The 21,629-nt window shown below is 69.5% G+C and carries 24 protein-coding genes; 11 read left to right on the top strand and 13 right to left on the bottom strand.

Annotated features, from left to right (window positions below; all coding sequences use genetic code 11):
- Nucleotides 1–414: 414 nt before the first annotated feature.
- Nucleotides 415–1,194 carry an ATP-grasp domain-containing protein gene (locus tag Aiant_RS41875; protein WP_212847342.1) on the top strand — a complete coding sequence of 260 codons (780 nt, stop codon included), beginning with the start codon at nucleotides 415–417 and terminating at the stop codon, nucleotides 1,192–1,194.
- Here the strand turns inward: Aiant_RS41875 and Aiant_RS41880 are convergent.
- The 4 genes from Aiant_RS41880 to Aiant_RS41895 form a co-directional block, all read right to left on the bottom strand.
- Entirely contained in the window at nucleotides 1,170–4,343 is a 3,174-nt protein-coding gene (locus tag Aiant_RS41880; protein WP_189330183.1) for a tetratricopeptide repeat protein, read from the bottom strand. The genes Aiant_RS41875 and Aiant_RS41880 overlap by 25 nt on opposite strands.
- A complete protein-coding gene (locus tag Aiant_RS41885) occupies nucleotides 4,340–4,798 on the bottom strand; it encodes a hypothetical protein (protein WP_189330184.1) in 459 nt (152 codons plus the stop codon). Before Aiant_RS41885 ends, Aiant_RS41880 begins: the two co-directional genes overlap by 4 nt.
- A 47-nt stretch (nucleotides 4,799–4,845) precedes the next feature.
- Nucleotides 4,846–5,439, bottom strand: a complete 594-nt coding sequence (locus Aiant_RS41890) for a dihydrofolate reductase family protein (RefSeq protein ID WP_189330185.1) — start codon at nucleotides 5,437–5,439, stop codon at nucleotides 4,846–4,848.
- 68 nt (nucleotides 5,440–5,507) lie between these two features.
- Nucleotides 5,508–6,347 (bottom strand): helix-turn-helix domain-containing protein, encoded by an 840-nt coding sequence (locus Aiant_RS41895; protein WP_229829983.1) that lies wholly within the window; start codon nucleotides 6,345–6,347, stop codon nucleotides 5,508–5,510.
- An 833-nt stretch (nucleotides 6,348–7,180) separates the two neighbouring features.
- Between Aiant_RS41895 and Aiant_RS41900 the strand changes: the two genes are divergently transcribed.
- From Aiant_RS41900 to Aiant_RS41910, 3 genes are all read left to right on the top strand, one after another.
- Entirely contained in the window at nucleotides 7,181–7,816 is a 636-nt protein-coding gene (locus tag Aiant_RS41900) for a hypothetical protein (RefSeq protein ID WP_189330187.1), read from the top strand.
- A gap of 43 nt (nucleotides 7,817–7,859) precedes the next feature.
- On the top strand, nucleotides 7,860–8,180 hold the full coding sequence (locus Aiant_RS41905; protein WP_189330188.1) for a hypothetical protein: 321 nt from the start codon (nucleotides 7,860–7,862) through the stop codon (nucleotides 8,178–8,180).
- A gap of 93 nt (nucleotides 8,181–8,273) precedes the next feature.
- The gene (locus Aiant_RS41910) at nucleotides 8,274–9,410 is read left to right on the top strand and encodes a hypothetical protein (protein WP_189330189.1); all 1,137 of its coding nucleotides are present in this window, start codon (nucleotides 8,274–8,276) and stop codon (nucleotides 9,408–9,410) included.
- A gap of 17 nt (nucleotides 9,411–9,427) precedes the next feature.
- Here Aiant_RS41910 and Aiant_RS41915 read toward each other — a convergent pair whose 3' ends face one another.
- The gene (locus Aiant_RS41915; protein WP_189330190.1) at nucleotides 9,428–10,453 is read right to left on the bottom strand and encodes a hypothetical protein; all 1,026 of its coding nucleotides are present in this window, start codon (nucleotides 10,451–10,453) and stop codon (nucleotides 9,428–9,430) included.
- Between the two features lie 20 nt (nucleotides 10,454–10,473).
- Here Aiant_RS41915 and Aiant_RS41920 point away from each other — a divergent pair, with 20 nt between their 5' ends.
- Entirely contained in the window at nucleotides 10,474–10,818 is a 345-nt protein-coding gene (locus Aiant_RS41920; protein ID WP_189330191.1) for a hypothetical protein, read from the top strand.
- Between the two features lie 537 nt (nucleotides 10,819–11,355).
- Here Aiant_RS41920 and Aiant_RS41925 read toward each other — a convergent pair.
- The 6 genes from Aiant_RS41925 to Aiant_RS41950 all read right to left on the bottom strand — a co-directional run bounded on the left by Aiant_RS41925 (nucleotide 11,356) and on the right by Aiant_RS41950 (nucleotide 16,390).
- Nucleotides 11,356–12,030 (bottom strand): DUF5317 family protein, encoded by a 675-nt coding sequence (locus Aiant_RS41925; protein ID WP_229830022.1) that lies wholly within the window; start codon nucleotides 12,028–12,030, stop codon nucleotides 11,356–11,358.
- A gap of 168 nt (nucleotides 12,031–12,198) precedes the next feature.
- Nucleotides 12,199–12,420, bottom strand: a complete 222-nt coding sequence (locus tag Aiant_RS41930; RefSeq protein WP_189330193.1) for a hypothetical protein — start codon at nucleotides 12,418–12,420, stop codon at nucleotides 12,199–12,201.
- A gap of 44 nt (nucleotides 12,421–12,464) precedes the next feature.
- On the bottom strand, nucleotides 12,465–13,232 hold the full coding sequence (locus Aiant_RS41935; protein ID WP_189330194.1) for an NPP1 family protein: 768 nt from the start codon (nucleotides 13,230–13,232) through the stop codon (nucleotides 12,465–12,467).
- Between the two features lie 62 nt (nucleotides 13,233–13,294).
- Nucleotides 13,295–13,897, bottom strand: coding sequence for a hypothetical protein (locus Aiant_RS41940; RefSeq protein ID WP_189330195.1), 603 nt, complete (start codon nucleotides 13,895–13,897; stop codon nucleotides 13,295–13,297).
- Nucleotides 13,894–14,766, bottom strand: a complete 873-nt coding sequence (locus tag Aiant_RS41945; RefSeq protein ID WP_189330196.1) for an ABC transporter ATP-binding protein — start codon at nucleotides 14,764–14,766, stop codon at nucleotides 13,894–13,896. The genes Aiant_RS41940 and Aiant_RS41945 overlap by 4 nt, the downstream gene beginning before the upstream one ends.
- 127 nt (nucleotides 14,767–14,893) lie before the next feature.
- Nucleotides 14,894–16,390, bottom strand: a complete 1,497-nt coding sequence (locus tag Aiant_RS41950) for an MFS transporter (RefSeq protein ID WP_189330197.1) — start codon at nucleotides 16,388–16,390, stop codon at nucleotides 14,894–14,896.
- A gap of 82 nt (nucleotides 16,391–16,472) precedes the next feature.
- Between Aiant_RS41950 and Aiant_RS41955 the strand changes: the two genes are divergently transcribed.
- From Aiant_RS41955 to Aiant_RS41980, 6 genes are all read left to right on the top strand, one after another.
- Nucleotides 16,473–17,030: a TetR/AcrR family transcriptional regulator gene (locus Aiant_RS41955; protein ID WP_189330198.1), complete on the top strand. Its 558-nt coding sequence runs from the start codon at nucleotides 16,473–16,475 to the stop codon at nucleotides 17,028–17,030.
- Nucleotides 17,027–17,446: a hypothetical protein gene (locus Aiant_RS41960; RefSeq protein WP_189330199.1), complete on the top strand. Its 420-nt coding sequence runs from the start codon at nucleotides 17,027–17,029 to the stop codon at nucleotides 17,444–17,446. Before Aiant_RS41955 ends, Aiant_RS41960 begins: the two co-directional genes overlap by 4 nt.
- 22 nt (nucleotides 17,447–17,468) lie before the next feature.
- Nucleotides 17,469–19,001 (top strand): GGDEF domain-containing protein, encoded by a 1,533-nt coding sequence (locus tag Aiant_RS41965; RefSeq protein ID WP_189330200.1) that lies wholly within the window; start codon nucleotides 17,469–17,471, stop codon nucleotides 18,999–19,001.
- 209 nt (nucleotides 19,002–19,210) lie between these two features.
- A complete protein-coding gene (locus Aiant_RS41970) occupies nucleotides 19,211–19,420 on the top strand; it encodes a hypothetical protein (protein ID WP_189330201.1) in 210 nt (69 codons plus the stop codon).
- 70 nt (nucleotides 19,421–19,490) lie between these two features.
- Nucleotides 19,491–19,970, top strand: coding sequence for a hypothetical protein (locus Aiant_RS41975; RefSeq protein WP_189330202.1), 480 nt, complete (start codon nucleotides 19,491–19,493; stop codon nucleotides 19,968–19,970).
- A 19-nt stretch (nucleotides 19,971–19,989) separates the two neighbouring features.
- Nucleotides 19,990–20,673, top strand: coding sequence for a hypothetical protein (locus Aiant_RS41980; RefSeq protein ID WP_189330203.1), 684 nt, complete (start codon nucleotides 19,990–19,992; stop codon nucleotides 20,671–20,673).
- A gap of 9 nt (nucleotides 20,674–20,682) precedes the next feature.
- On the opposite strand, the gene Aiant_RS41985 is transcribed toward Aiant_RS41980, so the two are convergent.
- Nucleotides 20,683–20,892 carry a hypothetical protein gene (locus Aiant_RS41985; protein WP_189330204.1) on the bottom strand — a complete coding sequence of 70 codons (210 nt, stop codon included), beginning with the start codon at nucleotides 20,890–20,892 and terminating at the stop codon, nucleotides 20,683–20,685.
- Nucleotides 20,893–20,963: 71 nt separating this feature from the next.
- The gene (locus Aiant_RS41990) at nucleotides 20,964–21,623 is read right to left on the bottom strand and encodes a hemerythrin domain-containing protein (RefSeq protein WP_212846796.1); all 660 of its coding nucleotides are present in this window, start codon (nucleotides 21,621–21,623) and stop codon (nucleotides 20,964–20,966) included.
- Between the last annotated feature and the right edge of the window lie 6 nt (nucleotides 21,624–21,629).

The following is a 21,629-nucleotide window of genomic DNA, read 5'->3' on the forward strand; positions in this document are numbered from 1 at the left end:
CCGGTCCTAACGGCGTATGACGACTTCGTCGACGCTATCCGGAGCGATCTCAGCCTTTCGCCATTGGCAGCATTGCGAGCTGGGGCGGGTAGGCGCTCGTTAGGCTCGCCGGCCAGTACGCGTACTGCGAGCCTTGAGACCGAGGATTAGAACGCACTCACATCGGCAGATTAGTAAACGTGATCGTGTGAGTTCGGCGAGCGATCGGGTGAACTGCTGGGCAGGGGGTTCCAGCGGGCCGTTGGTTTTTCGTCCCTGGGCGGCCGCGGGTCCGCACGACACGCGTGGCGGTCCGGAGTGGTTGCGGTCTTGCGGGCCGACTGGCACGGGGCTCCGAGTCGTACCGAAAAGTGGTTTTGATCTTGAATCTGCTTTGCATCCGGGAGGCGGTCGGGGAGGATGCCGGGCGTGAAGATGGTGTTTCCGCCTCGGCTGACGGCTTCGGCGACGCGGCTTCGGGACACCGCTGAGCGGCGCGGGCTGGAAGTGGTGCAGTTGCGCGGCTTCGAGGTGCCGGAGGGGCTGCGGGCCGAGCATGTGCATGCCGGGCCGAGCTTTGCGGACGTTGTCGCGCCTCGGCTCGGGATCGCGCTGCTGGAGGCGCCGGCGGACTGGCTGGCGGCGCTGCCCCGGGAGCTGACTCGGCGGGAGGTCGTGCTGCTGCCGATCGGGGAGGCTTATGGGTTGCGGCGGCCGGCGTTCATCAAATCGCCCAACGACAAGGGCATTCGGGCGATGGTCTACAGCGACGGCTCCCGGCTGCCCGGCCCGGACGCTGTGGACCCGGCCACGCCGGTGCTGGTCAGCGACATCGTCGACATCACTGTCGAGTATCGGCTGTACCTGCTCGACGGTGTCGTGCACGCCGCGAGCCGGTACGCCGAGAACGGCCGGCTGCACGTCGGGCCGGCCGGCGCCGACGCCTACGCCTTCGGGGCCGAGCTGGCCGCAGCCGCGGGTCACACGCTGCCCAGCGCGATCGTCGTCGACGTCGGCAGGATAGGCGGGCAGTGGGCGGTGATCGAGGCCAATGCCGCGTGGGCCAGTGGCGCGTACACCGCGGACCCGGAGGCGGTGCTCGACGTCGTCCTCCGCGCGGCGGGGCCCGAGGTGGCGCTGACCGAACGCGATCGGGCCTTCGTCCGGCGAGCCGCTGCCGGCCGGGCGGCTCAGGAGGTCAACGACGCGAGGTGATCCGCCTCTGCCGCGGCTGCCTCCGCCTCATCACTTCTGCCCAGTGCGGCAAGTCGTTCCGACAGCGTGTCCAGCGAGTGGACGAGGTTGATGCGATGGGTGCCCGGGTCGGTGTCGGCGAGTCCGCGCCGGATCGTGACGGCCTCCTCGACCGCGGCCAGGGAGTCATCCCAGCGGCCCAGGGCACCCAGAACCCTCGCCAGGTTGTTCAGCGAGATGGCCAGGTCCGGGAGGTGGGCGGCCTTGTCGGTGCCGGCGAGCTGTCGTCGGATGGTGACGGCTTCCTCGAGCGCGGCCACGGCCTCCTCTGTGCGGTTCAGCCCGACCAGCAGGTCCCACAGGTTGTTCAGGGACTGGGCGAGGCCGGGCAGGTGGGGGGCGGAGTCGGTGTCGGCGAGTCGGCGCCGGATCGCGATGGCTTCCTCGATCGCGACAAGGCCCTCCTCGTGACGTCCCACGTCGGCCAGATCGACTGCCATGTTGTTCAAGGACTGGGCGAGGCCGGACAGGCGGGCGGTCTCGCCGGTTCCGGCGAGCCGGCGAAAGAGCGCGACAGCTTCCTCGCCGGCGGTCAGGCCTTCGTCCCCGCGTCCCGCCTCGGCCAGCCGGATGGACAGGTCTGCCAGCGACCGAGCCAGGCCGAGTTGGTGCGCGGCCTCATCGGTCTCGGCCAGCCGGCGATAGAGCGCGACGACTTCCTCGCTGGCGGTCAGGCTCTCCTGTCGGCGTCCCACTTCACTCAGCCCGATTGACAGGTTGTCCAACGCTCTGGCGAGGCCGGCTCGGTATACGGCCGGGTTGTCATCGACCAGCCGACGGTAGAGCATCACGGCTTCCTCGATCGCTTGCAGGCCTTCCTGCCGGCGACCCACCTCACCCAGGCCGACGAAGAGATTGCCCAAGGTGCCGGCGAGGGCGAGTAGGTGGGCGGCGGGGTCGGCGTCCGCGAGCCGGCGATAGATCGTGATCGCCTCCTCGATCGTGACCAGGCCCTCCGGCCAGCGGCCGGCCTCACCCAAGCGGATCGACAGGTTGCTCAGGGCCATGGCCAAGCCGTTCAGGTGGGCTGCGGGATCAGTGTCGACCAGCCGGCGGTAGACCGTGACCGCTTCCTCGATGACGGCCAGGCTTTCCGCTCGGCGGCCTACACCGTTCAGTCGGTTCGACAGGTTGTTCAGGAATCCGGCGAGTTCGGCGAGGTCGCTGGTGGATCCGGATTCGGCGAGCCGGCGCCGGATGGCGACGGCCTCCTCGATCGCGGTCAGGCTCTCCCACCGCCGGCCCGCCTCACCCAGCCGGATCGACAGGGAGTTCAGGGATCCGGCGAGGTCGGGGAGATAGGTGGTGGGTTCGGTCTGGGCGAGCCGGCGCCGGATGGCGACCGCTTGCTCGGCGGCAGCCTGGCCCTCCTCGCTGCGGCCCACCTCGCCCAGCCGGAGGGAGAGATTGGTCAGGTCACCGGCGTACCAGTTCCACTGCTGGGGTGTGCTGTCGGGGCCGACGCTGGTGTTCGCGACCAGGCGCTCGGACACCGCGACGGCGACCGTGACCCGGGTGGTGCCGAAGCCGAGGTCATGCAGCAGCGCGTCGAGGTTCTCGACATCGTCGATGGGCATCAGCGGGGTAGGGTCGGCGATCGCGTCGGTCAGTTCTGTGGCGAAGCCGGCCGGGTCGGTCACGGTGACGACCGGGACGAACGTGCCCGGGAAACCGCGGATCAGATGGGCGATCCCGGCCCGGATCCTCGCCTGCACGTCCGATGCGATGCCGGGGCTGGTCAAGCAGCGGTGCAGCACGGTGACCGTGCGGCGGGCGCCCTGCTCATCATCGGTGCCGCACAGGGCGGCCAGATCCGCACACCACTGCTTGCGGGACGGTGCGCTGCGGGCCAGGTCGAGCAGGTGGGTGTCGGTCAGCCGGTCCGGTGCCGGGGCCTGCCACAGCTCCTCGTCGGCCGGGTCCGGGTACAGCTCGTGCAACCGGGCTGCCAGCCGGCCGCGCACCTGCTCCGGCAGGCCGGCCAGCACCGGGGCACGGCCCAGGACCCGGACCGCTTCGTCCATGTCGGCGGCGGCGCACAGGGCGATCACCGCGAGAGCCCAGTCCCGCTGCACGTCGGACAGGTTCAGGCCCGCGGCGTACAGCCCGGAGGACACCTGGCGGCGTTCGTGGCGCAGGACGCCCATGACCGCGTCGCGCACCTCCACGTCGGCATCGGGTGCGCTGTTGAGGACGGTCAGCAGTGCGTCGGCATACAGCTCCAGGGTCGTGCCGAAGGCGCGGCCCGGGCCGGTCGACGAGGCGGCGATCGAGGGGTCGACCGGGATACCGTCGTCGACGGCGCGGCGCAGGAAGCCTTCGACCGCCCGGTGCCACACGCGGGCGGCGTGATCCGGCTCCCAGTCGGTGCTGAGGGCGCCGAGTACCAGCGGTTGCGGGTCGACGCGCTGATGCATCGGGTGGTCGTCGGTCAGATCGCGGAACCAGCCCCGATCGGTGCGGGCCAGCAGCAGGACCCGCACCAGCGACTCGGCGTCCGCGTCGGCGATCACGTCGAGCAACTCGGCGACCATCGGCCCGGCGTTCTCCGCGTAGTCGATCACGAGCAGGGCCCGGGCCCGCAGCGCGGCGAGGGCGTGGATCGCGGCCACCAGTTCCGGGACGCGGCGCATCTGGCGTCGTAACCGGTCGGCACCCGCGCCGGCCTGGTGCAGGTCGGCCATCGTCACGGTGCGCCAGTTCGCCGGCGGCAGTTGGACGAACCCGGCCAGCCAGCCCCGCTTCGCCAGCCGGGCGCACACCTGCCCGGCCAGGTGCGTCTTGCCCTGCCCGCCGGAGCCGCGGACCAGCCGGACCAGCGGACCTCGCCCCGACACGCACCATCGGGTCAGCTCGTCGACCTCCGGGCGCGGTTCGACCGCCACCACGCCGGCGTCCGGCCGCAGCCAGGACCCGACCAGTGGCGAACCCGCGCGCAGCGACCCGCCGAACAACAGTTTGCTCGCACCGGCGGCCACGGCCGGGAGGTGCACCGTCTCCTGGAGCCGGCCGTCGACGCTCAACACGACGTTGTTGTCGCCGGTGATCACCCATCCCGACGCCGAGCCGACCGAGCGGTCCCCGCTGACCCGCGTCCCCGACTCGATCACGACAGCGCGGTACCGCCGACCCGGTTGTTGTCGCCGGTGATCACCAGACCGCCCGCCGAGCCCACCGACCGGTCACCGGTGACCACGATGCCGCCGCTGACCGACCCGGTCGCCTGCCTCAGCAACGCCACCACCTCGGTCAGCAGCTGCGGCGACTCCGCCAGGGCCTTGCCGACCTTCACGCGCAGCGCCGCGTGGGTGTCCTCGTTGTCCGGATCGGCCACCACGTCGTCGACCGCGTCCACCACCGCGGCGGCCTGCGGCGAGTCACCCGCGCCGCGGATCCGCTGCGCCAGACGCCGGCCCCAGCCCGCCGCCTCCTCGACGGCCGCGTCCTCGGTCCGCGACCACACCCGCGCGCCGACCGACTTGACCGCGGTCACCACGTAAGGCACGACGGCGCGCGCCACCTGCGACGCCGACTCCGGATCAAAACCGAGCCCCAACGGATCCACGACTGCTCGCCCCCACTTGGATCACCAAGGATCAATCAAGGCGAATCTTAGCCGCCGGACGGGCGGCGCACCGGGTAGCGCAGGTGCAGCACGCGGTTGCCCTGGACCACCACGTCCGGATCCGCCAGCAGGTGCTGTGCGTCGACCGACCCGAAGAAGCGCTTGCCGGAGCCGAACACGACCGGGACGACGTCCATGCGTACCTCGTCGACCAGGCCGGCGGCCAGCACCTGGCCACCGACGTCGCCGGCGGCGACCTCGACGACGCGGTCGCCGGCTAGTTCCTGCGCCCTGGCCACGGCCGCCTCCACGCCGTCGACGAAGTGGAACGGCGCCTCGGGGTGCCAGCCCTCCGGCCTGCCGCGGTGGGTCACGACGACCACGTGGTCGATCCCGCCCGGCGGCTTACCGTCCCAGCCATCCGTCAGGTCGAAGACGTGGCGGCCGGCGATCGTGACTCCGATCTGGTCCCAGTACGGCCGGATGCAGTCGTACGACGTCTGCGACACCGTCAGCGCGCCGCTCTCGTCCAACGCGACGTCACCGCCGGTCAACCAGTCGAACAGCGGGCCGGGCAGATCGTTCTCGTCCGCGACGAAACCGTCCACCGACACCGAGGCGTACATGACCACCTTGCCCACGGGCTCTCCTCCACTCCTCCGGGATGCCCTCAAACTAACGTTTCGCGAGCGGCGGCTCTTGTAAGAAATCAATCGGCCGGCAGCGACCAGCCGTCCAGCACGTGACCGGGATGCTCGCGCAGGAAGCGCCGCCGGACCTCGACGTACTGGGTCGGCGTGTACCCGGTGAACGCCCGGAACTCGTGACCGAAGTGAGCCTGGTCGAAATAGCCCGCGTCACCGGCCAGCTCACCCCAGTCGATCGGTCCGGCGGGATCGATGGCGAACACGGTGGCGGTGAAGCGGTGGATGCGGGCCAGCCGTTTCGGCGTGACGCCGATCAGCTGCTTGAACCGCTGTGCCAGATGGGTGCTGCTGACCCCGGCCGCCACGGTCAGGTCGCCGATCGCCACCGCCCCGCTCGTCGCCGCGAGCACGCTGCCCGTGTGGCGGACCAGCCCCAGGCCGGCGGTCTCGCCCAGCCGGCGCATCAGCTCCTCCTCGAGCAGCGTCAGCATCTGGTGCGGTCCGTCCGCCGAGGCCAGCCGGTCGCGCAGCGCGGCGACGGCGGGCCGCCCCCAGACCTGCTCCAGCGTCACCGGCCGGTCGCACAGCTCGGCCGCGGGCATCGCCAGGAACGGCGCCGGCCCCCACGGCTTGAAATGCACGCCGACCGACCGGGTCCGGGGCGGGTAGCCGAACTCGAACGCGCGGGTGGGCATCGTGATCAGGCACCCGTCGTCATACGCGGCCGTCTCGGCCTCGGCGCCGGCCCGGATCCGGAACGGCGCCCCGAGGTTGACGACGAGCAGCGCCGCCGGCATCGGCGGCAGCCTCAGCCGGGCATAGGGCGACGTGCCGGCCAGGTAGTAGAGGTCGTCGATCAGCCCGTCCAGCGGCGGTCGCGGCGCTCGGGAGACGTACTCCACAAATTCAAAAAATACCATTTCCGGTACGACTCGGAGTCCCGTGGCGGTCGGCTCGCGAGGCCCGGCCCGCGCCCGACCGCGACGCGTGTCGTGCGGATCCGCTGTTGCTCACGGGCCGGCCGTGACCATCGGCGGATCCGCACGACACGCGTCGCGGTCCGAGGTGGTCACGGTCTTGCGAGCCGACGGTCACGGGACTCCGAGTCGTACCGGAATGTTTTTTAACTTTGCTATTTGGCCTCGGCGAGGATTTCGTTGTCCATGAAGTAACGGACGAGCGAGCGTGGACATTGCGACATTCCGCGCAACGGGGATCCTCCCTGCTCAATATGACTTTCAAAGCACTACGCAACGTCAGCCCGGATCCATCGCGGATCGGCAAGATCGTCGTCATTGCCCTGAGCACCCTCCACATTGACCCGCACCGCACCAGGTGGCAGCCGTCAGTGGTCGCGCCCTTGCGCGGACGGGCTCACTGGAAACTGTCGGATCAGTTAAGTATGTGCAAAGCTCCGAACCCGATATGCATCGCAAAGTGATGTGATCTTCACCATACAAAACAGGACAACGCGGCATATCGATGCCATGGAATAGTCGCACTGGCCGGGATTGATGCTCAAAAATTTGGCAAAGATTCCCGGTCCGATGCTGCGTCCGTAGAAGGAAAAGGGGATCGATGAAAACCAGGCAACGGGGGGCCCGGCGCTATCCGGGGCAGGCAGCGCAGGGCTGCTTTATCGGCGACTGCCGTCGTATCGGCATTGATAGGTTCCACATCGCTTCCTGCTGGCGCATCGGCGGCGATGGCAACACCGGCGGCGCAGCGTGCCGCGGTGACGAAGCTGGCTGTCGAGCGTCTGCTCGCGACGGCGCCGCAGGACACGCAGTTGAAATCGGCCACCGACGCCGAATTGGTCGACTTGGCGGTGCGCTGCGCACCAATCCGCGGCCTGACCTACTGCCTGCATCTCGGCTGGACCGATCAGGGCGCCGCGTCGTCAACATTGCAGACCGTCAAGGCAGAGGCCTCGGCAGATTCTTCGCTCCCGGCTGGCCGGAGTAAGGGATCACGGTCGAGCAGCGCCGACTCTGGGGCGAACGAACCAGATTCGGAGTCTTCCGGGGACCGGTCTCTAGTCACACATCTGGAGCAGTGGGCGGCGCTGCCGGCGGAGGAGCGGAAAGCCGAAGAGGTCGCGGAACTCGAAGAAGCGCAGGTGAGCGCGGGCAAAGCCGTGTACATGGACGCTGTCATCAACGGCCGTGAACTGCCCGGCTCGCTCGCGCAGGACTTCCCCGACCTGGCGGACTGGAAACAGCGTGCGGAAAAGGTGGAGTCGCTGGTTCTCCAGACGGAAGCGGCAAACACCCAAAGTCATGTGACAGACGCAGGACCAGTGGGCCGGCATCTTGGGCACGACACACGCGGACGGCACCTACATCGGCACCCTGAAAGACAAGATCAATAGTTATACCACATGGGATGACAGTGCCCACGCCGGGACGTATGGCGTGCATTCCATCGAGAGTTGGTCCACCCAGCAGTGGAAGAATCTGTTCCTCGCGCAACTTGGCGTGGCCAACGCTCCTGTGCAACTGCACCCGCGGCTCGGAAGCGACACCACTTCCTATTATTCGAGGAGGACCAGCGGGCATTTCGACGTGGGTCGGGGCTACAACTTCGATAACGGCGGCAGCAAAATCCTGATCTATGAGCCCGCCGGCGGTCCGGCTAACGGAAACGTGTACCCCAGGGTGTACGCTGAGGACACCGTGAGCAATGTTCGCAAGGCGAACCTAGCCAATGGGTCACAGAAAAACATCGCTTACTGAGCTTTGCGGTAAGTGTCGCCCCGTTCACCTTGTCCTATTGCTAACCGGAGTGTTTTCGTGTCGGTCAGATCTGTCGTCGCGTACGGCGTCAGCATGCTCGTTGTCATCGCCGGTGCAGCCGGATGTGACAGACACGGCGACGAGTCACCGCGGCCGGGGCCGACGACGGCCCTGTCCGCGGCGACACCGGTGCCGCCATCGGCGAGCCCGTCCCCGGCTCCGGTCGGCATCACCAGTCTGGGTACAGCGCCGACCTGGGGGGTGGGCAACATGCTCATCGCGAATGACCGTTACCAGGTCATGCCCGGGGATCCGGCCAGGCGCAGCGTGAAGGTCATCGTGCGGGCCACGGGGAAGGTGCTTTTCGTTCACCCGGTTCCCCATCACGGGTATGAATTGACGTATTCCGGCCTTTACCGTGACCGGTTGGTCATGGTGGATGACGATGTCCTGTCGCCGAACACCATGACGCCCGACAGTCCCGCAAAGCCGCCCGAGGTGACCGTCTACAACCTGAGTACCGGTCGACGTACCCGGATCGAGGCGATCCTCGGGGCGCCCACGCCGTCGCTGTATGTGTCCCAGGGCTATGTCGATGCCAGCGGCCGGTTCCTGTACGGCGCTCAGAGCAAGGGTGGTTTCGCCGACTGCGTCGGGCAGATCGATCTCGTCGCGATGCGGGGACGCACCGTGACCTGTGTACCGAAGCCTGCGGGGATCTTCTGGCTGGGCTCGGCCAGCACGGGAGTGACCTGGACCGGCATCAAGCTCAAGGGCGACAAGCAATGCCGGTTCAGTGGCTGGCTGGATGGCGACACCGTGCGACCGATGTCCGGGACCAGTGAGTGCGGGTCGTTCGACAACGCGGTACTCGACGGATGGCAGATCTGGAGCGAGCAGGACCTGGACGTCATCAAACCCGAGATTCCGCTGACGGCCTCGGACGGCACCCAGAAGATCGATTTGGGCATGATCTCACCGCAGACACTGCAGGTGTGCGGTTCGTACGCTTATTGGCGCGTCACGAAAGATGGTGAACCGGACAGCATCGTCCGCTGGAAGCCCGGCTCACCGATCCACACCGTCTATACCGCCGAGACCGAGGGCAAGAGCAGCTACGACGATGTCATCCTCTTCCCTGACGGGTGCAGCGACTCCCACCTCACCGTGAGTGTCACCCGGCTCGTCGGGACCAGTACCGTCAAACTGCTCTACGTCGATTCGCGATAGTCGGACAGCGTTCCCGCTCAATGCACGCCGTTGGCCCACCACCAGTTGCGGTGGTAACCGTATTCGCGGTCGCCCCAGAACCAGACCCACTCCAGGACCGGTGAGACGTACTGGCCGAGCTCGTCGAAGACGATCTTCGCGGGTTTCTTCCGGCCGGACATGCTGTAGTACAGGGCCATCCACTGGCGGCAGGTGTTGAGCCGGCCGGAGGTGGGGGTGCCGGCCCGGAACTTGGCGATCCAGTGGTCGATGTCCGCGCGTACCTCGGGTCGCCGGAAGTAGCGGCGGCAGGCACGCTGTGCCTTCTTGTCGGTGTGCTTGGCCCAGGCGAACTCGCGCATGGCGTACTCGAAATGGGCGTGCAGCGGCAGCAACACCGTCTTGTGCCCGGCCGGGGCGGCCTCGGCCGCGGCGCGGGCCATGGCGAACATCTGCTCGTGGGAGCCGAACCACTTCGCGCACCGCAGCGTGATCGCGGTCGAGTGCAGGTCGAAGTTGTGCGGGTCGCGGCGCTGCCCCTCGGCGTAGACCGCGTCGAACGACGCGTTCACCGCCTGGCTGTCGGCGAACATGGTGCCGAGCTGGTGCGTCCAGGGCTGCGGGTCGTTCGGCGAAGCCAGCTCCATCGCTCGCCTGCCGACCTGCGCGGCGGCGTCGGACAGCTCGCGGAACTTGGCGAACTGCTCGGCGGAGGTCCGCAAGGCGGGCCGGGAGCCGCGGGCCGCGCCGGCCCGGTAGCCGAGCGTCTTGGCCTGGAGGAGCACGGCCGCCGGGTTCGCCGGTTCGGCCCGCAGCCAGGCGTAGAGCCAGCCGTCGTCGTCCGCGGCGGCGCCGGCGAACTCGGCGAGCAGCCCGGCTTGCAGGTCCCAGTCCTCGCCGGCCCGCTTGACCAGGTTGCCGGCGGCCTGCCAGTCGCCGGCCTGGGCGACGTCACGTGCCTCGCGCAGGACGGGCAGCGGGATGGCGAGGTCGTCGTCGAACTCCGGCTCCGGGGGAAGCGGGCCGCCGAACAGCCGCCGGACGACATAGCGCGCGTAGAACATCGCCGGATGTTAGTTGATCAATGCCGTACGCGGAAGCCGCGATCTCCGCTCGGGAATGGCGGGTCAGCGTCCGCATCGGATCGACGGGCCGCGCCGCGGCCCGGGCCGATGCCATCATGAGTCCCATGCCCATCACGACAGAGGTTTACCAACGCGAGACTTCTCAAGGGCCCGAGACCGTTACGGTCATGGCCTCGATCGACGGCGACGGGTCGGAGATCCGGGTGATCCACGAGCGCGACGGGAGCGTGGTCGCCGACACGATTCCGCATTGGGGAGACGATCCTGCCGCGGGGCGCGCCTGGGTCGAGCAGCACCGGGACTCCTTGACCGCGGACGGATACCGGCTTGCCCCGGGAGGATGACGACGCGGACCCCCGGTCCTGCCGCTGACTTCGGTACCACGCCGGGACCGGCCTACCTGGCCGGTCCCGAGATGGTGCGGTCAGCCGCCGTGCTCGTAAGGGGCGCCGACGGTGTAGAGCAGGAGCGCGAGGGTGACGAGGGCGAGGGTGACGCGTCGCCCGTAGACGGTCAGGATCACCGGTCAGCCGCCCTGTTCGATGGGAGCGCCGATCGTGTAGAGCAGCAGGGCCAGGGTGGCGAGGGTGAACAGGGCGAGGGCGAGGCGACGCCCGGAAACGGTCAGGTTCATGGGTTCAGCCGCTCTGCTCGAACGGGGCGCCGATGGTGTAGAGCAGCAGGGCCAAAGTGGCGACCGTGAACAGGGCCAGGATGACGCGGCGTGCGGAGACGGTCAGGATCATGGGTGGCTCCTCGGAGGTTCAGCTGCCCTCGGTCGCCGGTGCGCCCACGGTGTAGAGCAGCATCGCGAGGGTGGCGAGGGTGAACAGGGCCAGGATGACGCGGCGTGTGGAGGCGGTCAGGCTCATGAAATCTCCTCAGGGGTGAGTGGCGGTCAGCTGCCCTCGGTTACCGGAGCGCCGATCGTGTAGAGCAGGGTCGCGAGGGTGGCCAGGGTGAAGATGGCCAGGGTCAGGCGTCGCAGGTTCAGGGATCGGGTCATGGTTTTCCTCCTTGCGTCGGTGCCGGCGCATCGTGAGCAGGACCAGCGCGCAGGCGCCTCCGGCGATCAGGATGTCGCCGGGGCTGATGAGGGTGTGCAGCGGTTTCAGCGGCATGGTGTCGCCGAGCCGGGCCAGGCGGGTCTCCCCGTCGGCCGCGACGTTCTTGGTCGTCTCGGCGCCGGCGTGGATTCCGGCGCCGGCGGCCGCGGTCGCGTCGTAGGGCATGCGGCCGTTGGCGGCGATGGCAAGGCCGTTGAGTGACGCGCCCAGGACGATCAGGATGCCGGTCAGGCGGATCGCCGCCGGCCAGTGCCGCAGGTTGACGGCCAGCCAGGTCAGCACGACGGCGAAGACGGCGGCGAGCAGGGGCACCCGGAGTGCGCCGGCGGTGTAGTGCTGAGCGAACTGGATGCCGGCGGCCAGCCAGACCAGCCAGAGCGCCCTGATCCGCAGGTCTCGGAAACCCGAGAGACGACCGCCGGAAAGGTATCCCAGTGCGACCCCGGCGAGGGGTGGCGCAGCCGTCAACAATAGGAAGTGTATCGACATGGCCAACTCCCGAATGGGGCAGCAATTGCCTTCCGATCAGGAATGACCATAGCCCTCGGAACGCCGATCATCGCTGTTGAGAAGCCGACACCGGAATCGTCGTGACGGCGACGAATTTACCGGCGTGAAACGGGGCCGTGCGATGGGCGTACGAAAAGGGTGGAATTTTCAGCGTGGGCGGTCGTTTTTCGGGTCGGGCTGGACTCGGTTGAGGCGGGCCAGGCGCAGGCCGATGAGGGCCACCGCGACGTAGGCGGCCACCTGGATGAGGTAGCCGCCCGGGAGGAAGCGCATGACGCCGGGGTCTTTGTTGATGAGCAGGCGGATCGCGCCCTGAGCGCCGACCGCCAGCAGGATCAGGCCCAGGACCAGCCACACGGCCTGGCGCATCGTCGCCTCCTCGGGCCGTCCGGCCGACCTGCCGAGTGTAGGCGTCAGGCGTACGGATCGAAGGGGATTCCGGCGGGTTCGGCGGCACCGAGCAGGGACTCGAACGAGCCGTCCTTGATCTTGATGGTGGCCGCGCCGAAGTCGGCGGCCATCAGTTTGTCGCGCAGGGCGAGGGTGGGCCAGCCGTTCCAGTCGACCAGGGGCGGGTAACGCCAGGTGTGGTAATGGTTCTCCGGCGGCTCGTCGTTGCCGTTGGCGAGGCGGAAGAAGTGCGTGGACGCGCCGTCCTTGTGATAGACGACCTTGGGATGGCTGCCGTCGAAACGCACCTGCGCGCGGGTGTAGGTCACCCGCGAGCTGTGCTGGGTGGTGGTGACGTATTCGACCTGGTTCGACGACTGGTTGACCCAGGAGATGACGTGCTCCCAGTCGTGCCGGTGGCCGCCGAGGCCGCTGCCGGCGACGGCCTGGTCCTTCTCGAAGTAGCTGGCGTACACGATCGCGCACCAGCCGTTGTTGCACTTCGAGCGGGCGTAGGTCTGCGAGTTGTCGAGGTCGGACCGGTCGCGGCAGCTGCCGTTGACGGCGCCGGTGGTCTTGAGGCCGCCGTTGAGCGTGCCGTCCGGGCCGATGGCGGGGGTGGCGTAACAGCCGTCGGTGTCGTAGTCGTAGGCGGGGGAGAAGGACTGCTCGTAGCCGCCGGCGTTCTGCGGGAGGTTGTGCGGCGGGTCGGCGAGGGCTGGGGTGGCGGAGGCCGCGACGAAGACCGCCGCGAGGGCGGACACGGTCCCGATCCGGGCGAGACGACGCATGTGAGAGATCCTCACGTCAGCATCGAGATCAGTCAATAGACCGCGGTGGCATACCTCGGGCGTCAGTCGCCGCTGAGGTCACGGCGGATCGACCAGGCCGCCACCGGCAGGGCCACGGCGGTCCAGGTCAGCAGGGCGACCAGGGCCTTGGCGTCACCGGCGGAGGCCAGCAGGAAGCTGGTGAACGGCAGCGGTGACTCCAGCCTGCCGATCAGGCCCTCGACGAACACCAGCCAGCCGAGGTATCCGGTCAGCAGCCAGAGCGGGCGGCGGATGATGGTCGCGTTCGCCACCCCGAACACCGCGATCACGGGGGTCGTCTGCAGGGTGGTGGCGTACTGGTGGCTGTCGCCGTTGAGCAGGACCGGGATGCCGCTGACGGCGACCAGGACGACGCCCAGAGCGACCGCTACCAGGCACTGGACGGCCAGCACGCTCAGGCGCTGCGGGCGGCCGAGGAAGAGGAGCAGGGCGGTCCGGTGCTGATAGTGCTGGGCGGTGACCATCACGGCGGTGCTGAACGTGCCCAGACCGGCCAGCAGGGTCCAGAAGTTCTTGTCGAACCAGCCGGTGAGGACCGCCAGGGCGCCGAAGCCGAGCAGCGCGATCAGCGACGCCGGCACGGTCAGGCTGCGGTACAGCTCGCTGCGCAGTACGGCGATCACGGTGCCTCCGCCAGGCTCAGGAAGACGTCTTCGAGGTGGGTCGTCTCGGTGACCAGCTCGTAGAGCGGCACCTGCAGGTGCAGCGCGAGGTCGCCGACGTTCTCGGCGGTGAGCCCGGAGACGAGCAGCACCTGCCCGTCCGCGGCGACGGTCGCGCCGTAGTGCTCGAACGCCGCCCACAGCCGCGCCGGGTCGCCGCAGCGCACCCGCAGGCGGGTGCCGCCGATCAGCGCGTCCAGCCGGCCGGTGTGCAGGACCCGGCCCTGCCCGATGATCACCACGTCGTCGGCCACCTGCTCCAGGTCGTTGAGCAGGTGGCTGGAGATCAGCACGGTGCCGCCGTCCGCGGCGTGCCGGCGCAGCACGCCGCGCAGCCAGGCCATGCCGGCCGGGTCCAGGCCGTTGGCGGCCTCGTCGAGGACCAGGACGTCCGGCTCGCCGAGCAGCGCCGTCGCGACCGACAGCCGCTGCCGCATGCCCAGCGAGTAGTCGCCGGTACGCTTGCTCGCCGCCGCGTCCAGCCCGACGAAGTCCAGCAGCTCCTTCACCCGATCACGGGAGGTGCCGCTGAGCAGCGCCTGGGTGACCAGGTGGGAGTACCCGGTCTGCCCGGGATGGGCCAGGCCCTGTTCGAGCACCGCGCCCACCTGCCGCAGCGGGTGCCGCAGGTCGCGGTAACGCTTGCCGTTGATCAGCGCGGCGCCGCGGGTGGCGCGGCTGAGGCCGAGCAGGATCCGCAGGGTGGTGCTCTTGCCGGAGCCGTTGAGCCCGACCAGGCCGGTGACCCGGCCGGGGGAGGCGGTGAAGGTGACGTCCTGGACGGCGTGCACCCGGCCGTAGGTCTTGGTCAGGTCGCGGACCTCGATCATCGCCTCAACCCCGTCCCCGGGTCTTCACGAGGCCGAGCACGTGCCAGGGCTTGAGGGCATCCATGATCCGGAACCGTATCGATCATGGTGTGCCCGCGGCATCCGCCAAAAGTCAGAGTCGCGAGGGTCAGAGGATGGGGCGGCCGCTCGCCGTCGCCGCGGGCACGGTCTCGGTCGCGTCCCAGTGCTCGGCGATCACGCCGTCGGCGATCCGCACGATGTCGACGACCGCCATGGCCACGCCACCGTCGCCGGCCGTGAACAGGCTGTGCGCGACCACCAGGTCGCCCTCCGCGATGGTGCGCCGCACGTCGAAGCGCAGGTCCGGCATCTGCTTGCGGGCGCCCTCGATGTAGTCGACGAGCGGCGCCCGGCCGTCGGGCAGGTGGGGGTTGTGCTGGATCAGGTCCTCGGCCAGGTAGTCGGCGGCCCGCTCGGTCCGGCCCTGGTTCCAGACGACCTCCAGGTAGTCCCGGACCAGGGTGCTGTGGTCGTTGCTCATGACGTTCTCCTCACTGAGAGTGGACAGCACGTGCGCCACGACGGCGCACGCGAGCGGGAGCAGGGCCAGCGCGGTCAGCGCCCGTGCGCCGGCGACGGGCAGCAGGGTGCCGCCGAGCAGGCTGCCGAGGCTGATGCCCAGGTACAGCGCGGCGGCGTTGAGGGCCAGCAGGATCGCGCGGTGCTCCGGCAGCAGGGCGATCAGGCGGCTCTGCTGCGGCGCCTGGTAGAGCTGGCTGAAGAAGGCCCAGAAGGCGAAGAGCCCCGCGGCCACGCCGACCCGGGCCGGAGCGACGGTCAGCCCGAGGAACGCGACCGCCAGCCCGCTCAGGGTGAGCGTGATCGTGCGCGGGCCGCCGAACGCCGCGACCGCGTTGCCGGCCACCCCGAGCACGCCGAAGGCCAGCAGGATGAGCGCGGTCTGCCCGGTCGTGGCGGCGAACCGGTCGGCGAGGTAGGCCGCGGCGACGCCGTACACCGTGAATTGCGCGGCCATGAAGAACAGCGTGGTCAGCACCATCGGCGGCGCGCCCGGCGTGCGCAGCACGGCGCGGTAGGCGGCGACCGTGGGTGGTGCACCGGCCGCGACCGGCGGCAGGGTGATCGCGACCAGGATCAGGGCGGCGACGGTGAGCCCGGCGATGACCGTCAGCGCCCAGCGCCAGCCCTGGAGGTTGCCGAGGAAGGTGGCGAGCGGGACGCCGAGCACGGCGGCCGCGGTCATCCCGCCGAACACGATCGCCAGCGCCCGCGGTCGCCGCTCCGGGGGAACGATCAGTGAGCCGACCGCCGAGGCCTGCGGCGCGTACGCGGCGGCGCCGAGGGCGGTCACCACGCGGGCCGCGGCGAGCATCGGGTACGACGTGGCGACCGCGCTGAGCACCCCGCCGGCGCTCATCACGGCCAGCCCGATCAGCAGCATGTGCCGCCGGTCGAGGCGGCCGAGCAGGCCCGGCGCGACGGGCGCGGCGGCCGCGAAGGTCAGGGCGAAGACGCTGACCAGCAGGCCGACCCGGGCCGGGGTGGTGCCCAGGTCGGCGCTGATCGAGGGGCTGAGTCCGATCGGGGCGAGCGACGACGTGCCGAACGCGAAGTAGCCGAGAGCCAGGGCGAGCAGTCCCATGCGGGATCCAATCCAATACGCAACGGTGCGTATTGAATGTACGCCCGGCCACCGCCCCCCTGTCAACCCGTACGATGTCGGCATGACTGGCCGTCCCCGCAACCCGGCGGCGGATGAGGCGATCATTCGCAGCACGCTGACCCTGGCCGAGCAGCTCGGTTACCGCGGCGTCAGCATCGAGGCGATCGCCGCGCACAGCGGGGTGGCCAAACAGACGATCTACCGCCGTTACCCGAGCCTCGGCGAGGTGATGCTGGCCGCGCTGGCCTCGTTCGCCGACCAGCACCTGCCGCACCCGGACACCGGCTCGCTGCGCGACGACCTCTACCAGCTGCTGTCCGCCACCTTCGCGGCGCAACAGCAGGTCAGCGGGGAGCTGAACCGGGGCCTGGCCGCCGCGGCGATCCAGGACGCGACGTTCGCGACCAGGCTGTGGGAGCGCCTGATCGAGAGTCGGCGCGAGGTGGTCCGCACGATGATCGGCCGCGCGCGGGAGCGCGGCGAGGTCACCCACCCCGACGACGATTTCCTGGTCGACCTGGTCTTCGGCCCGATGTGGTACCGGTTGCTGTTCGGTCGCGAGGCCCTCGACGACGGCTACGCCCGGCGGCTGGCCGAGGCCGTGGTGGCCGCCGCGTGAGGGACTCGGTGGCCCGGGCGCGAGCCGAGCTGCGGCAGCGGGTCGGCGAGCACCTGGACGAGGGCGAGACGCTGCGTGCCGCCGTGTGGATCGCCCGCGACTCCGGCCTGCCGCTGATCTCCCGGATCACCCCGTGGAAGGGCGCCGCCACCCCGCGCAAGCAGCTGGACGGGACCGCCGCGGAGCTGGACCGGCACCTGCCCGATCACACCGCGGCGGCCGCCCTCGCCCTGACCGAGGCCCGGCTGCTGCTGATGCTGGACGGGCCGCCGCTGGCGCCGGTCTGGCAGTGCCCGCGCGCCGCCCTGGCCACGGCCACCGCGACCGACCCGGAGGGCCAGCTCACCCTGCACTTCACCGACGGCTCACGGGTAACAGTGGTCGCCCCGTTCGCCCACCTCGCTAACGACTGGTGATCGCCCGCCGATAGGACGGAGCGTGCAACGACGGCCGCTGCTCCGCCTGTCCGGCGCCCTGCTGGGCGTCTTCGTCGTCTGGCTCGCCGTCACCGCGATCCACCCGATCGGCCCGATGATCCTGCTCTGGCTGCCGATCCCGGCCGGCGGCGTGGTGCTCACCGCGGTCTACTGGCGTACCTCCCGCGACTCCCGCCTGCCCGCACCCACCCAGCGCTTCTGGCGGCACCTCACCGCCGTCGCCGTGCTGGTCACGGCGGGCAGCTCGTCGCAGGTGGTGGAGGTGCTGGACAACCCGGCCGGCGGCGGCCTGCAGACCAACCCGGTCATGGTCGCCTTCAACGGCACCGCGGTGCTGCTCATCGTCTACGCCCTCGCCCGCCTGCCGATGAACCGGCAGACACCCGGCGAACTGGTCCGGATCATGCTGGACGCCGGCACCGTGATGCTGGCCGCCGGGGTGTTCATGTGGCGCTTCCAGACCCGGCCGATGCTCGGCCACGAGGACACCGCCACGGTGCTCGGCTCGCTGGGGCTCACCGCGGTCGCGCTGGTGGCGGTGTTCGCGGTGGTGAAGGTGATGCTCTCCGGCTACACCTTCATCGACACCAAGGGCCTGCGGCTGCTGATCCTCGCGATGGTCGTGGGCACGGTCGCCCCGCCAGTGCAGACCGCCCTGGAGAGCTTCGGCGCCCGCACGTTCCCGATGCAGCTCGGCCTGCCCGCGATGTTCTTCCTCGCCGCCTGGGCCGGAGAGCAGCAGCGCGTCGCCCCCGCCGGCGAGGCGTCCCGGCGCGGTCGCCGGCACACCTATTACAGCCTTCTTCCGTACGCCGCCGTGGTCGCGGTCGACGGCCTGCTCCTGTACGTCTCCTGGGTGACCAGGACCAACGACCGGGTGGTGGTCGGCGCCGCCGTGCTGCTCACCACGCTCGTGGTGCTGCGCCAGATCACCGCGTTCCGCGACAACGGGCGGCTGCTCGACCAGCTCCACCACGTCGCCACCCACGACGCGCTGACCCAGCTGCCGAACCGGGCGTACTTCAGCACCCGCCTCCAGGAGGCGACCAGCGGCGCCGGCGCCCGGCCGGTGGCGGTCGTGCTGATCGACCTGGACGACTTCAAGGAGGTCAACGACACGCTCGGGCACGAGGTCGGTGACCTGCTGCTGGTCGAGGTGGCGCAGCGGCTGAAGGGGTGCGTGGACGGGGACGGGCTGGTGGCCCGGCTCGGCGGGGACGAGTTCGTGGCGGTGCTGGACGGTTCGGCCCCGCACGCCGCGGATCTGACCGCGGCACGGATCGCCGAGGCGCTGCGGACACCGGCGGTGGCGGCCGGGCACGAGCTGCCGATCCGGGCCAGCATCGGCATCGCGGACGGCCATTGCGGCGACGAGCCGAGCGTCCTGTTGCGCCATGCGGACATCGCCATGTATGCCGCCAAGGACCTGCCGGGAACCGCCCACCTGCACTATCACCCGGCGATGACGGGCACCGGCTCGCGCACCCACCAGCCCGGTCCCGCCGTCACCGAACCCGTCAAGCTCCGCGTCTGATCGACGCCTGGAACTCCGCTCACCTCGGTGGCTTAACGATATTAAGCCGAAACCCCAGCACAGGAACCAGGCCTTCGTTCAAATCGCACAAGATGTCCGCCTCCCTTGTGCGCAAAAGGCGTTCAGTTGGTGGTGCCGGGACGTCCGGCATCAAGGGGGCAGTGGCCACCGCCAAGTAGATCACTGCCTCAACCCAAACAGGAGAGGCTATGCGTATCGTCTCCGACGAGCAGCCAGAAGGCCGGCCGGTGAGGCCGTCCAGGGTCCCGCTACGCCACTTCGTTCTCGCCGTGACGGTGGCGGGCATGACCATGTTCACCTGGTATCGAACCGGCGGGGACCCGCTGCTCTGCACCATCGTGGCGGTGCTGACAGCGGCCGTCATCGACGTCAGGGTGATCGACCCTCAAGCGAAATGACCCGGACGCGGCGAGGTTCGATTCGGGTCGATCGACCTCGCCGCATCGAGCATGCGGGGCGGGAGTGCGGATGTGGTTGACCGTTATTGATGTGGAACGGCCGCGGTCGGCGAGAAGCAAGAATCCTGTGTTCGAAGTAGTACGAGAGAGGCTTCTGGGCGCCGGCGAAAAATACGATTTGGTCTCGTTCGGCGACAAGGGTGATATCACCCTCTACTTCAAAACGAACGCAGATGATGCCGCGAGTGCCACTGTCTTGGCGCTCGGCAGGTTCCAAGAATTGCTGACAGCAACCAGCCTGCCTGCCCTGACGCCCTATGCGGTACACACATATCCGGCCGGCACGCGACCGGCGCCGAAATTGATGGGGACCAAGGAAGTCGCCGATATTCTGGACAAAACGAAGGCCCGGGTAAGTCAACTCAAGAATTCCGCGGGTTTTCCCAGGCCCGTGGCCGACTTGCACATGGGGCCCGTCTATCTGGAGGCCGACGTCCTGGAGTACCGCGAAGCTCGGGACAGCACCACCTCAAGGGGAAGTGGTGGCTGACCATGGCTAGCTTGAAGCGATGGCGCACGAAGAGACGCGGGTCGATCACGTCGCGGCGACTCGCCGCTTGCTGGTGGTCGCGCTGCTGACCGCACTCGGCTGCGCCGGCTGCGACACCAAGCCGATCGAGCCGGCCGAGCCCGTCGATCCCCGCCCGGCGGGCACCGCGCCGCTGGTGCGATTCTCGGCGACCGTCCAGGCCGGGGAGACGTCCGTGCATGTCCGGTACGCCCTGGACAACACTTCCGGCGAGCCACTGATGGTGATCAACCGGGTGCCGATCTACACGGCCCGGCCACCGAACGAGCCGGACCCGGCCGCCGTCTACGTGGTCGGATCGACCCCGCCCGGGCGGGTGCAGATCGCCGAGCGCGCCTTTCCGCGGCCGGACACCGACCGGATGAACTGGGTGGCGACGCCCACCGTGGGGGCGACCGTGGTCCGGCCGGGCGGTGCGGTCAGCGAGGAGTTCGACGTGCCGCTGCCGTTGACGCGACGTCACCCGTACGGCGACAACTTCGGCGACGGCACGATCCCGCTGCCGGACCCGGTCACCGAGGTGGTGTTCTGCCTGGGCGTCGTGCGGCACGCCGACCTGGCCGGGCACGCCGTGCGAGGGGAGGGGCCCGAGATCACCCTGCCGCATCTGGCCTCGGTCACGGACGTCCAGCACCTGTTCTGCTCCGATCCGGCACGCCTGTGACCACGCCCTTCAGTGGTGCGCGAGGATCTGCCTCACCGGGTGGCCCAGCAGCTCGGCCACCCGGGCGAGTTCCGAGTCGTCGAGTTCAGGCTCCGCCCGGGTCGGGTTCATCGCGAACACGGCGAAGCGCGCGAATCCGATCGGTTCCTCGTAGTGCAGGCTGTCCAGCTCGACCGCGGCGCCACCACCGCTCCCGCGGCCTCGGCCGCGGGAGTCCAATCCCGGTCGGTGGGGATCAGGCGGAGGTAGCTGTCGCTCACGGCGCCCAGAGTTCCACAGGCCCGGCGCGCTCAGCTGGATGAGCCCCGCACCGACGCCCGCCAGGTGCGATACTGCCGCTGCCCGATCAGCTTCCAGGCGATCCGCCCCGCCAGCGGCACCTTCTTCATGAACTCGGCCCGCTCCGCCGCCGACGCGTCCTCCAGGATCGCCCCGAGTGCCAGGAACACCTTCTCCTTCGGCATCCCTTCCAGCCCGTTCTTGCCGACCCGCTCCCACTCCGGCAGGGTCAGGTACTCCTCCACCAGCGGCATCACCAGCGTCTCCTCGTCACCGAGGTGCCGGTGCAGCACCCGCTGATGCTCCGCCAGGGCCGCCACCAGCGCATCCCGCTCCGCCTCCGCCGCCGCGGCCTCCCACCCCGGCAGCACCCGCTCGATCTCCCCGAGCGTCCCGTCCAGAGCCTCGTGCTGCTCCTCCATCAGGCGGACCAGATCGTCGTGGATCCGGGCCCGCTCGTGCAGCAGCGGCCAGATCAGCTCGTCCTCACCGCTGTGGTGGTGGTGCAGCCCGCCGATGTACTCCCGCAGCACCCCGGCCAACTGCCGGGCGCGCGCGACGTCCCCCGGACGCACCGCCCCGACGTACTGCTGCAACTGACTGGCTTCGCGCCGGAACACCCGGTGGATCAGAATCATTTCCTGGGTGTACGGCGTACTGGTGGCGGACACGCTGAT

Origin of the sequence: Actinoplanes ianthinogenes (genome assembly GCF_018324205.1) — a bacterium.
Taxonomy (GTDB): domain Bacteria; phylum Actinomycetota; class Actinomycetes; order Mycobacteriales; family Micromonosporaceae; genus Actinoplanes; species Actinoplanes ianthinogenes.

Bases quoted from the DNA above. Each gene is read 5' to 3' on its own strand.
- Aiant_RS41970 (WP_189330201.1), top strand. From the start codon at position 19,211: ATGCGTATCGTCTCCGACGAGCAGCCAGAAGGCCGGCCGGTGAGGCCG.
- Aiant_RS41955 (WP_189330198.1), top strand. From the start codon at position 16,473: ATGACTGGCCGTCCCCGCAACCCGGCGGCGGATGAGGCGATCATTCGC.
- Aiant_RS41930 (WP_189330193.1), bottom strand. From the start codon at position 12,420: ATGCGCCAGGCCGTGTGGCTGGTCCTGGGCCTGATCCTGCTGGCGGTC.
- Aiant_RS41915 (WP_189330190.1), bottom strand. From the start codon at position 10,453: ATGTTCTACGCGCGCTATGTCGTCCGGCGGCTGTTCGGCGGCCCGCTT.
- Aiant_RS41945 (WP_189330196.1), bottom strand. From the start codon at position 14,766: ATGATCGAGGTCCGCGACCTGACCAAGACCTACGGCCGGGTGCACGCC.
- Aiant_RS41950 (WP_189330197.1), bottom strand. From the start codon at position 16,390: ATGGGACTGCTCGCCCTGGCTCTCGGCTACTTCGCGTTCGGCACGTCG.
- Aiant_RS41980 (WP_189330203.1), top strand. From the start codon at position 19,990: ATGGCGCACGAAGAGACGCGGGTCGATCACGTCGCGGCGACTCGCCGC.
- Aiant_RS41875 (WP_212847342.1), top strand. From the start codon at position 415: ATGGTGTTTCCGCCTCGGCTGACGGCTTCGGCGACGCGGCTTCGGGAC.
- Aiant_RS41910 (WP_189330189.1), top strand. From the start codon at position 8,274: ATGCTCGTTGTCATCGCCGGTGCAGCCGGATGTGACAGACACGGCGAC.
- Aiant_RS41920 (WP_189330191.1), top strand. From the start codon at position 10,474: ATGCCGTACGCGGAAGCCGCGATCTCCGCTCGGGAATGGCGGGTCAGC.
- Aiant_RS41935 (WP_189330194.1), bottom strand. From the start codon at position 13,232: ATGCGTCGTCTCGCCCGGATCGGGACCGTGTCCGCCCTCGCGGCGGTC.
- Aiant_RS41925 (WP_229830022.1), bottom strand. From the start codon at position 12,030: ATGTCGATACACTTCCTATTGTTGACGGCTGCGCCACCCCTCGCCGGG.
- Aiant_RS41975 (WP_189330202.1), top strand. From the start codon at position 19,491: ATGTGGTTGACCGTTATTGATGTGGAACGGCCGCGGTCGGCGAGAAGC.